The sequence below is a fragment of the Hwangdonia lutea genome, assembly GCF_032814565.1.
Taxonomy (GTDB): Bacteria; Bacteroidota; Bacteroidia; order Flavobacteriales; family Flavobacteriaceae; genus Hwangdonia; species Hwangdonia lutea.
Genome location: NZ_CP136521.1, coordinates 3,104,209 through 3,117,679, shown reverse-complemented (window position 1 = coordinate 3,117,679; position 13,471 = coordinate 3,104,209). Strand labels below are relative to the sequence as shown.

At 34.6% G+C, this 13,471-nt stretch carries 15 protein-coding genes; 12 read left to right on the top strand and 3 right to left on the bottom strand.

Annotated elements, in window-relative coordinates; all coding sequences use genetic code 11:
- Nucleotides 1–2: 2 nt before the first annotated feature.
- The gene (locus RNZ46_RS13435) at nt 3–362 is read right to left on the bottom strand and encodes a hypothetical protein (protein WP_316982682.1); all 360 of its coding nucleotides are present in this window, start codon (nt 360–362) and stop codon (nt 3–5) included.
- Between the two features lie 246 nt (nt 363–608).
- Between RNZ46_RS13435 and RNZ46_RS13430 the strand changes: the two genes are divergently transcribed.
- The 4 genes from RNZ46_RS13430 to RNZ46_RS13415 all read left to right on the top strand — a co-directional run bounded on the left by RNZ46_RS13430 (nt 609) and on the right by RNZ46_RS13415 (nt 3,421).
- Complete coding sequence (locus RNZ46_RS13430) at nt 609–1,751, top strand: saccharopine dehydrogenase family protein (protein WP_316982681.1); 1,143 nt, start codon at nt 609–611, stop codon at nt 1,749–1,751.
- Nucleotides 1,752–1,929: 178 nt separating this feature from the next.
- A complete protein-coding gene (locus RNZ46_RS13425) occupies nt 1,930–2,526 on the top strand; it encodes a Tll0287-like domain-containing protein (RefSeq protein WP_316982680.1) in 597 nt (198 codons plus the stop codon).
- A gap of 11 nt (nt 2,527–2,537) precedes the next feature.
- The gene (gene trxA, locus RNZ46_RS13420) at nt 2,538–2,834 is read left to right on the top strand and encodes a thioredoxin (protein WP_316982679.1); all 297 of its coding nucleotides are present in this window, start codon (nt 2,538–2,540) and stop codon (nt 2,832–2,834) included.
- Entirely contained in the window at nt 2,834–3,421 is a 588-nt protein-coding gene (locus RNZ46_RS13415) for a methyltransferase domain-containing protein (RefSeq protein ID WP_316982678.1), read from the top strand. Before trxA ends, RNZ46_RS13415 begins: the two co-directional genes overlap by 1 nt.
- Before the next feature lie 79 nt (nt 3,422–3,500).
- Here the strand turns inward: RNZ46_RS13415 and RNZ46_RS13410 are convergent, their stop codons facing one another.
- Together RNZ46_RS13410 and RNZ46_RS13405 are read right to left on the bottom strand one after the other, a co-directional pair.
- Nucleotides 3,501–5,603, bottom strand: coding sequence for a TonB-dependent receptor (locus tag RNZ46_RS13410; protein ID WP_316982677.1), 2,103 nt, complete (start codon nt 5,601–5,603; stop codon nt 3,501–3,503).
- A 67-nt stretch (nt 5,604–5,670) separates the two neighbouring features.
- Nucleotides 5,671–6,072 (bottom strand): hypothetical protein, encoded by a 402-nt coding sequence (locus RNZ46_RS13405; RefSeq protein WP_316982676.1) that lies wholly within the window; start codon nt 6,070–6,072, stop codon nt 5,671–5,673.
- Between the two features lie 161 nt (nt 6,073–6,233).
- On the opposite strand from RNZ46_RS13405, the gene RNZ46_RS13400 reads away from it, so the two are divergent.
- The 8 genes from RNZ46_RS13400 to RNZ46_RS13365 all read left to right on the top strand — a co-directional run bounded on the left by RNZ46_RS13400 (nt 6,234) and on the right by RNZ46_RS13365 (nt 13,446).
- The gene (locus RNZ46_RS13400; protein ID WP_316982675.1) at nt 6,234–7,577 is read left to right on the top strand and encodes a rhodanese-like domain-containing protein; all 1,344 of its coding nucleotides are present in this window, start codon (nt 6,234–6,236) and stop codon (nt 7,575–7,577) included.
- A gap of 163 nt (nt 7,578–7,740) precedes the next feature.
- Entirely contained in the window at nt 7,741–8,355 is a 615-nt protein-coding gene (locus RNZ46_RS13395) for a TetR/AcrR family transcriptional regulator (protein ID WP_316982674.1), read from the top strand.
- Nucleotides 8,356–8,515: 160 nt separating this feature from the next.
- A complete protein-coding gene (locus RNZ46_RS13390; RefSeq protein ID WP_316982673.1) occupies nt 8,516–9,766 on the top strand; it encodes a TolC family protein in 1,251 nt (416 codons plus the stop codon).
- A gap of 102 nt (nt 9,767–9,868) precedes the next feature.
- Entirely contained in the window at nt 9,869–10,777 is a 909-nt protein-coding gene (locus tag RNZ46_RS13385) for an HlyD family secretion protein (RefSeq protein WP_316982672.1), read from the top strand.
- Nucleotides 10,778–10,788: 11 nt separating this feature from the next.
- Entirely contained in the window at nt 10,789–11,277 is a 489-nt protein-coding gene (locus RNZ46_RS13380; protein WP_316982671.1) for a hypothetical protein, read from the top strand.
- Complete coding sequence (locus tag RNZ46_RS13375; protein ID WP_316982670.1) at nt 11,278–12,180, top strand: ABC transporter ATP-binding protein; 903 nt, start codon at nt 11,278–11,280, stop codon at nt 12,178–12,180.
- Between the two features lie 57 nt (nt 12,181–12,237).
- Nucleotides 12,238–12,966, top strand: coding sequence for an ABC transporter ATP-binding protein (locus RNZ46_RS13370; protein WP_316982669.1), 729 nt, complete (start codon nt 12,238–12,240; stop codon nt 12,964–12,966).
- Between the two features lie 93 nt (nt 12,967–13,059).
- Nucleotides 13,060–13,446 carry a GxxExxY protein gene (locus RNZ46_RS13365; RefSeq protein ID WP_316982668.1) on the top strand — a complete coding sequence of 129 codons (387 nt, stop codon included), beginning with the start codon at nt 13,060–13,062 and terminating at the stop codon, nt 13,444–13,446.
- Nucleotides 13,447–13,471 lie beyond the last annotated feature (25 nt).

Sequence of the window (13,471 nt, the reverse complement as noted above, 5' to 3'; positions counted from 1 at the left end):
TCCTAATTAATCACTTCTTTTTGTGTGCCCACTCTAAAACAACGCTCCTCTCCCAAATACAATGGATTTCCATGTTTTTCCGACCAAAATCCGTCTAAAACATCTTTTGTAATACATTTATAAACAACAACTCCTTTGTAAACAATTTCTTGATCGCCTTTATAATTAAAATTAATCACCAAAATGTTGTTTTTAAAAAAGCCAGACCCAAACTGCTCTTGACTATTATTTATTAACCACTTTGCGCTAATTCTGTTATTTTCATCCAGCGACAGTTTTAATGTCCCTTTATAACTATTGCCTTCTACATCTTGATTGCTTCCTATAATGTTGTATGTGCCTTGTAGTTGTTGTATGGTCATGTTTTTTTTGTTAACTTATGTTTGGCAAAATTACTTATTTATTACGCCATTTTTAAACTCTGCTTCAGTTTAAGAATATATTTAAACTATCATTCATTTTTTTTCTGGCACATTGATTATTCATAAGCATATCTTTATAAATGAAAGTAATTTATGCTATTCATTCCACATTAAATCCCTCCTTTTTTAATTCCTACTTGGTTAATTATCCTTAAATTAGTGTACATCAATTTATTACACTTCATTATGAAAACACACTATAATATTATTATTGCTGGGGCTGGCGGAATCGCAGAAGCTGCAGGCCTTATTCTGGCAGAATGGAGCAAAGTAACACCAACCATTTATATTGGAAACAGAACGCTTTCGAAGGCTCAAAAAGTTGCTCAATGGATTATGGAAGGCACCACGAAACCGTGTAAGGTAATAGCTTTTCATTTAGATCCTTCGGATATCTCTAAAGAAGGAGCTACTATTTTTAACAACGGAGATGCCTTACTTGATTGCTTACCTGGTAGTTTAGCGCCTAAAATGGCTTCAATTGCAAAAAACAACAACTTGTATTATGCCAATTTAACTGAATATGTTGCTGAAACAAACCAGATAATAGAAATCGCTAAAAATGCCGAAACTGGATTCGTTTTACAAACGGGAATTGCTCCGGGCTACATTGATGTTTTGGCCAACCATTTATTTCAAAATTTTTGCGAGCAACATATGGTGAATCAAGTAAATACGTTAGAGTTTAAAGTTGGTGCACTTACCAATCATGCTGTGGCCCCACATTTTTATGGTTTCACTTGGAGTCCTGTTGGTGTGGCCACCGAGTATTTAAAAGATAGCATCGTTCTGCGAGATTATAAAAAAACAAATCGCCCTGCCCTATCTGAATGTGCTCGCATTATAATAAACGGGATAACTTACGAAGAAGACCTGACCTCTGGTGGTGCTGCCGATTTACCGGATGCCTTAGAGGGCAAAGTTAAAAATCTCCACTATAAAACATTACGACACCCCGGTCACTACGCTTGGGTTAAAGCGCAACTAAAAAATTTATCGAACTCCAAAGATGCCATTGCTGATTTACAAAAGATAATGCAAGACCAAATTCCACATATAGAGGACGACCAAATCGTGCTTTATGCCGCCGTGGAAGGCAAAGATTTAAATGGCATTTTAAGGAGGGACGAAGTTGCTAAACATATTAAGCCCAAACAGGTTGGTAAACACAAGCTTCGGGCGATTCAAACAACCACTGCCGCACCCTTGGTACAAGCCATTCAATGGCTTTTGGAAACAAGACCCCAAGGCGTTATACTTCAAAGTCAACTGGATACTGAGCCTTTTTTGAATGACGAATTTATAACCCCTGTTTATGGTGACATTTAAAATTGACTTTTTATTTTCAATCAGCCAAGTTTAAAATATTAGATATCCATTTTTAATAAAGTTCCTCTTCGTTTGAATTTATATGTAACATAAGTCAACTCATCTCATTTCGAATTGTGTAATTTTGAAATAATATTGAAAAATCCAACATAAAAACCATTAAATAAAATTTTTCAAAATGAAAAAAACCATCTTATTAAGCGTCATTTTAGCATTGATTTTCAGCTGTAATAATTCTAAAAAAATCAAAGATGTTCCCTCAGAAAAAACCCAATCTAAATTTGATACGATTGCCTATCACGAAAAAGGTTTAGAAATTGCCTTTAGCACCAAAGCCGTTTTGGGTAAAAACCTAATGGGCACCATACAAAAAAAAGGAACCATAGAAGCTTTGGCATTTTGTAATGAAAAAGCATATCCTTTAACCGATAGTATGGCTATTGTGCATAAGGCTACCATTAAACGCGTTTCAGATAAACCCAGAAATGCGGCCAATCAAGCAAACAACAAAGAATTAGCCTATATTGAAACTTTTAAAAAAGACATAAAAAATAACAAAGAACCCAAACCCATTGTAGATGAACTGGAAGACCGTGTGCAAGTATATTACCCGATTACCACCAATGCGATGTGCTTACAATGTCATGGCAAACCTCAAGAGGATTTAAAAATGTTAACTTTACAAAAAGTAAAAAAACTATATCCTAACGACAAAGCCATAGGTTACGGCGTTAATGAGGTTAGAGGTATTTGGAGCATTACTTTCGATAAATAAATGTATTAAATATGAGTAAATTTTCAGAGATAATAAATCAAGACAAACCCGTTTTAGTAGATTTTTTTGCAGAATGGTGCGGCCCATGCAAAATGATGAATCCCATACTTAAACAAGTAAAAGAAAACTTAGGAGACCGTGTTTCAATCATTAAAATAGATGTTGACAAAAACCAAGCCTTAGCTGCTAAATATCAAGTAAAAGGTGTGCCAACAATGCTGTTGTTTAAAAACGGAAAACAGGTTTGGCGACAATCTGGTGTGGTTCAAAAAGAAGATATTATTAATAGGATAACCTCTCATAATTAATGAATTTAACAGAAGAATTTTGGGATAACAAATACAAAACAAACGATATTGGTTGGGATTTAGGAACAGTTTCGCCTCCCATTAAAGCCTATATCGATCAGCTTTCCAAAAATGACAAGGAATTAAAAATTCTAATTCCGGGAGGTGGCCATGGTTATGAAGCAGAATACCTCAACTCTAAAGGTTTTAAAAATGTTTATGTTGTGGATGTTTCTGAAACAGCACTTAGTAATCTAAAAAACAGAGTGCCTTCGTTTCCCTCGTCGCATCTCATTAAAAAAAACTTTTTTGAGCTGGATATGACTTTCGATTTAATTATAGAACAAACTTTTTTCTGTGCCATAAATCCGAAACATAGGGCTTTATATGCTGAAAAAGCGTCTAAAATATTACACACCAACGGCAAAATTATTGGTTTACTTTTTAATGTGCCCTTAAACAAAACACATCCACCTTTTGGAGGCAATAAGGAAGAGTATTTAACGTATTTTAAACCTTATTTTCATATTGGTTTGATGGAGAAAGCAACCAATTCCCATGAGTCGAGGTCGGGTAAAGAATTGTTTTTTAATATCCAGAAAAAGTAAGCTTGCCTTTTATCATATAAATATAAAAAGAGTAGCCTATTTAAAGTACGCTACTCTTTTTAATTGCAACATGTAAATATTAAAATTTATACTGTAAAAAAGTTGAAAAATTACGCCCCGGCTCAGTTATGGGTGTCCTTCCAAAATCTGTTTGATTCGTAAAGGAGAAGTTTAAATGGTTATTGTAAGCTTCGTCTAAAACATTAATTACCGCAACACCTAAGGTAACATTCTTAATCGGTTTTAGTCCAAAACGGAGGTCGATGGTTTGGTAACCATCCGTTTCGGTTTCGCCAAAACTTTTTGAAATATTATCTTGTTTCGAAACTGCATTGTATTGTATGTTTCCCCAAAATTTTTCTTTTTGAAGACCTAAAATTAACTTGGTATTTAATGGCGGCGTTAATGGCAACGATTCACCTAAATCCTTGTTTTTTGCATACACATAAGCCACTTCGGTTTTAAAATAAAAATCGTTTAAAAAGTCCAGTTTTGCCATAGCTTCGAAACCGGTTTTATACGATTCGTCTAAATTTTGAAACACTTTTACATGCCTTGGTTGTGCCATAGGGTTAAACTTTCGCGTAATGGTTGGGTCTACAATACCAACAATATAGTTTTCAAAAAAGGAATAATAAAAAGACGTTTGGTAACTAAAGCTGTTAAAGCCGTTTTTTAAAGGTTCTTTTCCTTTAAATCCAATTTCAAATTGATTATTCACTTCAGCCTTTAAATCAGGATTCCCCACATATTCATAAGGATCTTGCCCAACGGTAAAATGATTTATAAAGCGCTCTATCATGTTGGCAGACCTTATTCCGCGGCCATAAGCGGCTTCCAAAGTGAAATGGTCAGACACTCTGTTTTTTAATGATATTGTTCCGCTAACGTTGTGCTCTGTTCGCTTTTCAAGGTTGTACATGGCGGCAAAATCGTCTTCCGGATCTTGAATATCCGATGTTACATTGTCGTAACGCACTCCAACTGTAAATATCGTTTTAGAATTGAAAGCATATTTTGCTTCGGTAAATAGGCCTAAATCTGTAATATAGGAATCTTGCCAAACCTTATCATTAAAAGTCATAGGCATTGGTAAAGGGTTTCCGTTCATCATTTTAACCAACCGGGTTCGGCCTCCATCTCTGGCAATATGCATGGCATCAATACCTGAAAACACATTCAGTTTTGCGCTTGGTTTCCAGTTTAATTCTAATTTTCCTCCAATGGTCGTGGCATCGACAGCCGAAGCCGCTTCCATCATCATAAAAGAAGGTCTGTCGGTATTTGTCATTAAATGATCAACATAACTGTAATAGGCTTTCGCCGTAAATGTTTTTGCAATTTCACCAATATTATCCAGTTTATAATCCAAAGAAATAATACTGCTATTATCATAATCCGTATCCATGGGTAAGGCGGCGTGTAATACATCGCGACCAAAAGATTGTCTCCAATGTGCTTGAAAACGTTGATCGTCTGAAAAGTTATAACCTAGTTTTATGCCGTAATCCGTACTTCGGAAAGACGAAGGAATTTCGATTCCATGACCGTCTTTATAATTTCCAAAATCCCTATAACCAACATTGGCAACAACATCATACTTTTCTTGAATATACTGTAAATGCGCAAGGTTTACCAAAGAGTTTCCGTTGCTTTCGTAACCTGCCGAAACTTTTCCGCGTAAACCATAATCTTCGTAATCTGGTTTTTGTGTTACCAAGTTTACAATGCCACCAAAAGTAGCTCCATAACGCACGGTGTAAGGCCCTTTTATAATTTCAATTTTAGAAATTTCTTCTGGAATAATGTGCGTTGTAATCGGGTCCATTCTATTTGGGCAGGCATGCATCGCTTTGGTGCCGCCATCGTACTGAATGTTTAGTTGCTCGTATTGTGCCGCTCTAAATGATGGGTCAATAGCATAATTTCCTCTTTTTATAACCGAAAACCCATTAATGTTGTTAAACAAATCGGCTACATTTTTGGGCTGTACTATGGCTTCGTCATATTTATTTGAAACGACTGTTAAAATGGGGTCTTTTTTTATGTTTCCCGTAACAATAACTTCATCTAATTTATTAATTTTTTGTGTTGTGGTATCGCTTATGGTTTCGTTTAATTCTTGCCCATAAGACATGGCTGAAATTAGCGCGCATAAAAGCACACTATATAATGTTTTCATTTTTTAGTTTTATTATAATTTAACTTTGTAATTGCGATAGTTGATACTACCAATAGTAAAAGTGAAATTATGCACGCGGTGGATGAAAACAATCGTTTGTGTTGTTAAAGGAATAAAGATTTTGGTACCTTGTTGGCTGCTGAACTTTAAAGCCACTTATCTCTGATAAAACCATTGTTTCTGCAACATGTGAAAACAGGATGAGTTCTTTAAAATCAATAACACTTATAGGTGTTTTTTGTTCTTTATCTTGAGATTTGGCAACCTTTTCTAATTGGCACTTTCCGTTACATTCCAGTTCGGGCTTGTCCTTGTTTTCGCATAAAGCATCAATAAAACCAATGGGGTCTATATTGTAATAAGCAAAGGTTAAACTAACTTTAGCGTTATTAAACAAAAGCAATATTGACAAAACAAATGCGAATATGTAAACCACCTTTTTCATTGCAACAAAAGTAATGTTTAGCATTTTTTTTTAAACTGATTTTTGTCATGTTCTACATTCGATTATAAAAATGTTAGTCCGTTTAAAGGTTTAATCCAGCAAAAATGAATTGCTCAGATATATCCGAAGTAAACGTCACTTGGTGTTTTCACTAAAAATTTCTATATTAATTTAAAATAAAAAACATGACGATTAAACAAATTAAAGACGAGCCATTGGCGCACTATTCCTATGCTATAATCAGCAAAGGTAAAATGGCACTTGTTGATCCTTCCAGAAATGTAAAACCGTACTACCAAATAGCCGAAGCGCATAATGCCAAAATTGTGGCCGTTTTCGAAACGCATCCGCATGCCGATTTTGTAAGCAGTCATTTGCAGATACACAAAGAAACCGGAGCTCATATATACGCGAGCAAGCTTGTTGGTGCAAGTTATCCGCACCAAACTTTTGATGATGGCGATTCATTTAAAATGGGAAATGTAAGCTTTGAAGCCATAAACACACCCGGTCATTCTCCTGATGGCATTACCATTATTGCCAAAGACGACCGTGACAAACAGGTAATGTTCTCGGGCGATACCTTGTTTATCGGCGATGTTGGTCGACCTGATTTAAGGGAAAAAGCCGGAAACATGAAAGCGAAGCGCGAAGATTTGGCCAAAAGCATGTACCATACCATGAAAACCAAATTCAACCATTTACCGGATAGCACCATCATTTATCCGGCGCATGGAGCGGGTACGTTGTGTGGCAGAAATTTGAGCGACGACGCTTCGAGCACTTTGGGAAGAGAGCGTAAGGAAAACTGGGCATTTAAAGATTTAACCGAGGAACAATTTGTGGCACATATTTTAGAAGACCAGCCTTTTGTACCGTCTTATTTTGGTTTTAATGTTGATATTAATAAAGAAGGTGCTGATAATTACGAGCCAAGTATTGCAAAACCAAGGTTGCAATTTCAGATGGATACATTTGATACAACGGATACTTTAGTGATTGATGTTAGAAATGAAAAGGATTTTAAAAGAAACCATTTAGCAGGCAGTTTTAATATTATGGCGCAATCGGATGATGATAAGTTTGAAACGTGGTTGGGTGCTATTGTAAAGCCCGAAGAACCGTTTTGTGTGGTTCTCAATTCCGTAAAAGACCGGGAAACCATTTTAAATCGGATTGCGAAAATTGGATACGAAAAACAGCTCAAAAAACTGATAACAATAAACGAAACAGCATTTACTAAATCTGAAGTTTTTAATCTTAACGATTTCAAAAATAACACAAATCAATACACCATTATTGATATTCGGAATACAAGTGAAACCGATGAGGGCAAAATATTTGATGATGCCATCGCGATTCCTTTAAACCAATTAAGAGAATCCAAAGACAGCATCCCATCAGATAAACCCATCGTAGTGCATTGTGCAGGCGGTTATAGAAGTGCCGCCGGTAGCAGTATAATTTCAAAAACAATCAATGAGGTTCCTGTTTATGATTTAAGTGATGCTGTAAAGCAATTTGAATAATATTCATAAAAACATTTCTTGTTTTAACGCTCATTGAAATAGTTTTATTTAGGTGATAATTATTAACTTAAAAACATTGATTTTTCTAAAATAATCAAACCCATCACAGTTTGATTATTTTTTGTATATTTGCTAACCAAATGGTTAAACCGTATAGTTAAAAATGAAAAAAACAAAAGACGAAAACACCGAAGAACAAATATTAGATGCTGCAAAAAATGTATTTCAGTCCAAAGGAATGGATGGTGCGCGTATGCAGGAAATAGCAGATAAAGCAGGCATTAACAAGGCTATGCTTCATTATTATTACAGAAGTAAGCAATTATTGTTTGAAGCGGTTTTTAAGAATGCGTTTTCATTATTGGCACCTCAGTTAAATAGCATTTTAAACGATGATTCTTCACTTGAGGAAAAGATTAAAAACTTCACAACAGACTATACAAGCTTTATGATGAAACATCCGTATTTACCAAATTTCATTGTTCAAGAATTAAATCGGAATGAAGATTTTATACTCAAACTCAAAGAAAATACAGGGTTTCCAAATCTCGAAAAGTTTAAAGAAAAAGTAGCCGAAGAAATCAATCAAGGCTTTATAAGACCCATCGATGCAGACCAGTTGTTTGTAAACATTATTGCACTCAATATTTTTCCGTTTTTAGGAAAACCCTTGATTAAAGCTTTTACAAATAAAAATGAAAAGACCTATAAAGCTTTTGTGGAAAAACGAAAAACAGAAGTATCCAACTTTATTATTAATTCTATAAAAAAAAATTAAACAACGTATAAAAAACTATCAATTTTCTCAATAATAAAGACCTAACAGGTTTTTGAAACCTGTTAGGTCTATGCTTCAATCAATTAACAGTCAAGCGTTTAGATTCCGACACTAAACTTGAATTTTGTACCGTAATTAATTCTATAAAACAACATTAATAATGAAACGTTTCATAATAATTCCAATCATATTAACAACACTTACCAGCATAGGGCAACAAAGCGTTACTTTGGAAGAATGTTACCGTTTAGTGGTTGAAAACTACCCGTTAGCCAGACAATCACAGCTCTTTGAAAGCCAAAACAATTTGGATAAAGCTATTATTTCCAATGCGAAATTACCACAATTTAATTTTGATGCGCAGGCCACCTATCAAACCGACGTGATTGAAATCCCAATTCCCAATACCAATATTGAGCCTTTAAACAAAGACCAATATCGTGCGACACTTTCAGTAAATCAATTGATTTATAATGGAGGTGCGACAAATGCGGCTTTACACGTAAAGTCGGCGCAGACTAAAACCAAACAAAAACAGGTTGACGTTAATTTATATCAACTAAAACAACAAGTCAACCAACTGTATTTCTCTATTTTATTGGCTCAAGAATCCGAATTATTATTAAAAGCCAAACAAACACAATTAGAAGCAAAACTAAAAGAAGTGGTTTCAGGTATTAAGTACGGTGTAATTTTACCAACTTCAGATAAAGTACTGGAAGCCGAATTATTAAAAATAAAACAACAGTTTCAAGAATTGGAAAGCAATAAAACCGCACTTATTGAAACGCTTTCACAATTAATCCATCAACCATTAAATGCTTCTACCCTATTTCAAAATCCACTTGTAGAAGTACAATTACAACAAGATTTAAACCGACCAGAGTTGGAACTATTTCAACTTAAAAAAGATGAAATAGCACAATCGGAAACCTTAATTTCAAAGCAAAATACACCAAAATTACTTGGTTTTGCAACGGGTGGTTTTGGTAATCCTGGATTGAATATGTTGGATAATTCTTTTCAAACATTTTATACCGTGGGCGTTAAGTTAAACTGGAACGTATTCGATTGGAACTCCAATAAAAAACAACGTCAATCCTTGGCCATTAATAAAGACATTGTAGATACCGAAACCGAAACCTTCAAACTAAATACTAATATCGCATTGAATCAGCAACAAAAGGAAATTGATAAAATTGAAGGTTTTATTACATCTGATTTAGAAATTATCAATTTTAGAAAAGAGGTGTTGCAAACAGCCGATTCACAACTTAAAAATGGTGTGATTACGTCGTCGGCATATATTACCGAACTCACCAATTTATATGAAGATGAAAACACTTTAGTAAAACATAAAATCCAGCTACAATTAGCAAAGGCGAATTATAACATCATAAAAGGACAATAAATGTTTCCTGCAGATTTCGCTGATTTACGCAGAAAATAGCATCCGTAATCATTGAAAAAAATCTGCGATATCTGCGGGAGAAAAAGAGATAAAAAACATAAAATGAAAAACTACAAACACATATTAGTATTAAGCATCATAGCAATAAGTCTATTTTCCTGCAATAAAGACAACGGAAAAGCAGATGGTTACGGAAACTTCGAAGCCACAGAAATTACCATTTCAGCCGAAAATAATGGCAAACTAATGCAGTTTAATGTCAATGAAGGCGATGTGCTTACAAAAGAACAATTCATCGGTTATATCGATACCATTCCGTTGTCATTAAAACGCGAACAATTACAAGTGTCTAAAGCTATAATTAGTTCAAAATCTAAAGGCGTCTTGTCTCAAATTTCAGTTTTAAATGCAAAATTAAAAACGGCCAATACCAACAAAACCAGGGTTAAAAATTTAATAAAAGATAACGCAGGAACACAAAAACAGTTAGATGATATTCAGGGTGAAATAAATGTGATTAAAAATCAAATTCGCAGTGTGGAAATCCAAAATGCACCTGTAGTTAATGAATTGAAAGCTATCGACGTTCAACTCAAACAAATTGACGACCAAATCGAGAAAAGCAAAATTGTAAATCCTGTAAGCGGAACGGTTTTAACCAAATATGCCGAACCAAATGAAATCACCGCATTTGGAAAACCATTGTATAAAATTGCCGATTTAAGAACCATGCAATTAAGAGTTTATGTGAGCGAAACCCAATTGGCAAACATAAAAATAGGACAAGAAGTAAGCATTAAAATTGACGATGCAGAAACCATGAAATCTTATAATGGTACGATTAGTTGGATTGCTTCGGAAGCTGAATTCACACCAAAAATAATTCAAACCAAAGAAGAACGCGTCGCCTTGGTTTATGCCGTAAAAATAGATGTTTCCAATGATGGAAGTTTAAAAATTGGCATGCCTGCAGAACTTTGGTTAAACGACTCAAACAATAATAATCAATAAAACAAATAACAATGAAACACGTAATTTTAACATTAAGCCTATTGGCGCTGGTAAGCTGTAAAGACAGTAAAACTCAAGACAAAAAAACCGAAACAGTCGAACATGCTTCTGAGAGCCATAACAATCATCAAAATCACGAAGCTTCTGGCGTTTATGCCAATGCTTGGATAAACGAAATCCAAAAGGACAATGGCCATAAATGGCAAGCGGATGCCACAACAAATGAAGGCGTTAAAAAACTACAAAACACCATCAATACGCAATCAGCTAGCTCATTGGAAGATTATCAAAAACTAGCTAAACAGCTGAATGACGAGAAGAATTTTGTAGTGAAAAATTGCACGATGAAAGGACCTTCACACGATAATTTACACGTATGGTTGCATCCATTAATCGAAAAAATTGATGCGCTTTTAAAAGTTGAAACGGTTGAAGATGCATCAAAAATCGCCACAAGTATTGAAGAGAACATTAATGCCTATTCAGATTATTTCAAATAAATGGGTATTTCCGTAAAGCATATTAGCAAATCCTATAACCATGTAAAAGCCCTAAAAGACATTTCCTTTGAAGTTAAAGAAGGGGAGCTTTTTGGGCTTATTGGTCCTGATGGTGCCGGAAAAACAACACTTTTCAGGATTTTAACCACACTCTTATTTGCAGATGAAGGCACAGTAACCGTTGCTGGTTTTGATGTGATTTCAGAGTATAAAAACATAAGAAGCAGTGTTGGTTATATGCCTGGGAGATTTTCGTTATATCAAGATTTAACCGTTGAAGAAAATTTAGATTTTTTTGCTACGATATTTGGAACAACCATTGAAGAAAACTACGATTTAATAAAGGATATCTATGTGCAAATTGAACCTTTTAAAGACCGTCGTGCTGGTAAATTGTCTGGCGGCATGAAACAAAAACTCGCATTGAGTTGTGCCTTAATCCATAAACCAAAAGTGTTGTTTTTGGACGAACCGACCACAGGAGTAGATCCCGTATCTCGCAAGGAATTTTGGGAAATGCTAAAACGCTTACAGCATAAAGGCATCACCATTTTGGTATCGACACCTTATATGGACGAAGCCGCTTTATGCGATAGAATTGCACTGATTCAAGATGGAAAAATTTTGGAAATAGATACACCTGAAGCGATTGTAAAACACTATCCAAAGCAAATTTACAATGTGAGCGCAAGCAATATGTATCAATTAATAATCAGTTTAAATGATTATAAACACAATCATAGTGTCTATCCTTTTGGCGAGTTTGTGCATTATACTGACCGCAGGACAGATTTTAATCCAAAAGAATTAAAAGGGTATTTAGAAACTCAAAGTTTATCAAATATTCACATTGAAAAAACAGTTGCAACTATTGAAGATACCTTTATGGAATTGGCCAAATAACAAGTATGTCACTTCAAATGTCACACTGAGCGCAGTCGAAGTGCAATGAAAACAGAAATGAACAACAACAACGTCATACAAGTAGAAGGATTATCCAAAATGTTTGGTGATTTTACAGCAGTAAATGCCATTACATTCGGCGTTGAAAAGGGTGAAATATTCGGGTTTTTAGGCGCTAATGGCGCAGGAAAAACAACGGCTATAAAAATGTTGATTGGTATTTCGAATCCTACTTCCGGCCATGCCAATGTCGCAGGATTTGATGTGTATTCTAATGTGGAAGACATTAAAAAAAACATAGGTTATATGAGTCAGAAATTTGCTTTGTATGACGATTTAACGGTTAGAGAAAACATCACGTTTTTTGGAGGTATTTATGGGTTATCAAGAAAACGCATCAAAGAAAAATCGGATGCTTTAATTGAAGAATTAGGCTTGCAAAATGTTGCAAATAAGTTGGTTGGTGCATTGCCGTTGGGTTGGAAACAAAAACTCTCTTTTTCGGTGTCTTTGATTCACGACCCAAAAATTGTGTTTTTAGATGAGCCAACGGGAGGTGTTGACCCTATCACCAGACGTCAGTTTTGGGAACTTATTTACAAAGCGGCCAACAAAGGCACAACGGTTTTTGTGACCACACATTATATGGATGAAGCCGAATACTGCGATCGTGTTTCCATTATGGTAAATGGTAAAATTGAAGCTTTAGATACGCCAAAGAAATTGAAAGAACAGTTTAAGGCTTCAACTATGAACGATGTGTTTTTAAAATTGGCTCGTGGATGAATCATTTCCCGCAAATTTCGCAGATAAACGCAGATTTTTTGATCTTATTTTCTGCGTAAATCTGTGCAATCTGCGGGAGAAAAAATATATATTATGAAACAACAAACAGAAAACGAATTATCTTACTTAATTAGAGGAGCTATATTTAAAGTCTATAATGAATTAGGTCCAGGTTTGTTTGAATCTGTATATGAAACTGTTTTAATGTATGAATTAGAGAAACAAGGTTTATCTGTTAAAAAGCAAGTGCCATTACCTGTAGTTTACGATGGAATTGAATTAGAAATTGGTTTTAGGTTAGATTTATTAGTAAACAACAAAGTTATAATTGAAATAAAATCTGTAGAAACTCTTTCAAAAGTGCATCATAAGCAAGTTTTAACTTATTTAAAGATTTCAGAATTGAAGTTAGGCATTTTAGTAAATTTTAATATAGATGAAATAACAAAAGGAATTTTCAGAAAAGTAAACGGATTATAAAACATAAATCTGCGGGAATCAGCGA

Coding starts and splice junctions, on each gene's coding strand:
- RNZ46_RS13435 (WP_316982682.1), bottom strand. CDS start 362: ATGACCATACAACAACTACAAGGCACATACAACATTATAGGAAGCAAT.
- RNZ46_RS13430 (WP_316982681.1), top strand. CDS start 609: ATGAAAACACACTATAATATTATTATTGCTGGGGCTGGCGGAATCGCA.
- RNZ46_RS13425 (WP_316982680.1), top strand. CDS start 1,930: ATGAAAAAAACCATCTTATTAAGCGTCATTTTAGCATTGATTTTCAGC.
- trxA (WP_316982679.1), top strand. CDS start 2,538: ATGAGTAAATTTTCAGAGATAATAAATCAAGACAAACCCGTTTTAGTA.
- RNZ46_RS13415 (WP_316982678.1), top strand. CDS start 2,834: ATGAATTTAACAGAAGAATTTTGGGATAACAAATACAAAACAAACGAT.
- RNZ46_RS13410 (WP_316982677.1), bottom strand. CDS start 5,603: ATGAAAACATTATATAGTGTGCTTTTATGCGCGCTAATTTCAGCCATG.
- RNZ46_RS13405 (WP_316982676.1), bottom strand. CDS start 6,072: ATGCTAAACATTACTTTTGTTGCAATGAAAAAGGTGGTTTACATATTC.
- RNZ46_RS13400 (WP_316982675.1), top strand. CDS start 6,234: ATGACGATTAAACAAATTAAAGACGAGCCATTGGCGCACTATTCCTAT.
- RNZ46_RS13395 (WP_316982674.1), top strand. CDS start 7,741: ATGAAAAAAACAAAAGACGAAAACACCGAAGAACAAATATTAGATGCT.
- RNZ46_RS13390 (WP_316982673.1), top strand. CDS start 8,516: ATGAAACGTTTCATAATAATTCCAATCATATTAACAACACTTACCAGC.
- RNZ46_RS13385 (WP_316982672.1), top strand. CDS start 9,869: ATGAAAAACTACAAACACATATTAGTATTAAGCATCATAGCAATAAGT.
- RNZ46_RS13380 (WP_316982671.1), top strand. CDS start 10,789: ATGAAACACGTAATTTTAACATTAAGCCTATTGGCGCTGGTAAGCTGT.
- RNZ46_RS13375 (WP_316982670.1), top strand. CDS start 11,278: ATGGGTATTTCCGTAAAGCATATTAGCAAATCCTATAACCATGTAAAA.
- RNZ46_RS13370 (WP_316982669.1), top strand. CDS start 12,238: ATGAACAACAACAACGTCATACAAGTAGAAGGATTATCCAAAATGTTT.
- RNZ46_RS13365 (WP_316982668.1), top strand. CDS start 13,060: ATGAAACAACAAACAGAAAACGAATTATCTTACTTAATTAGAGGAGCT.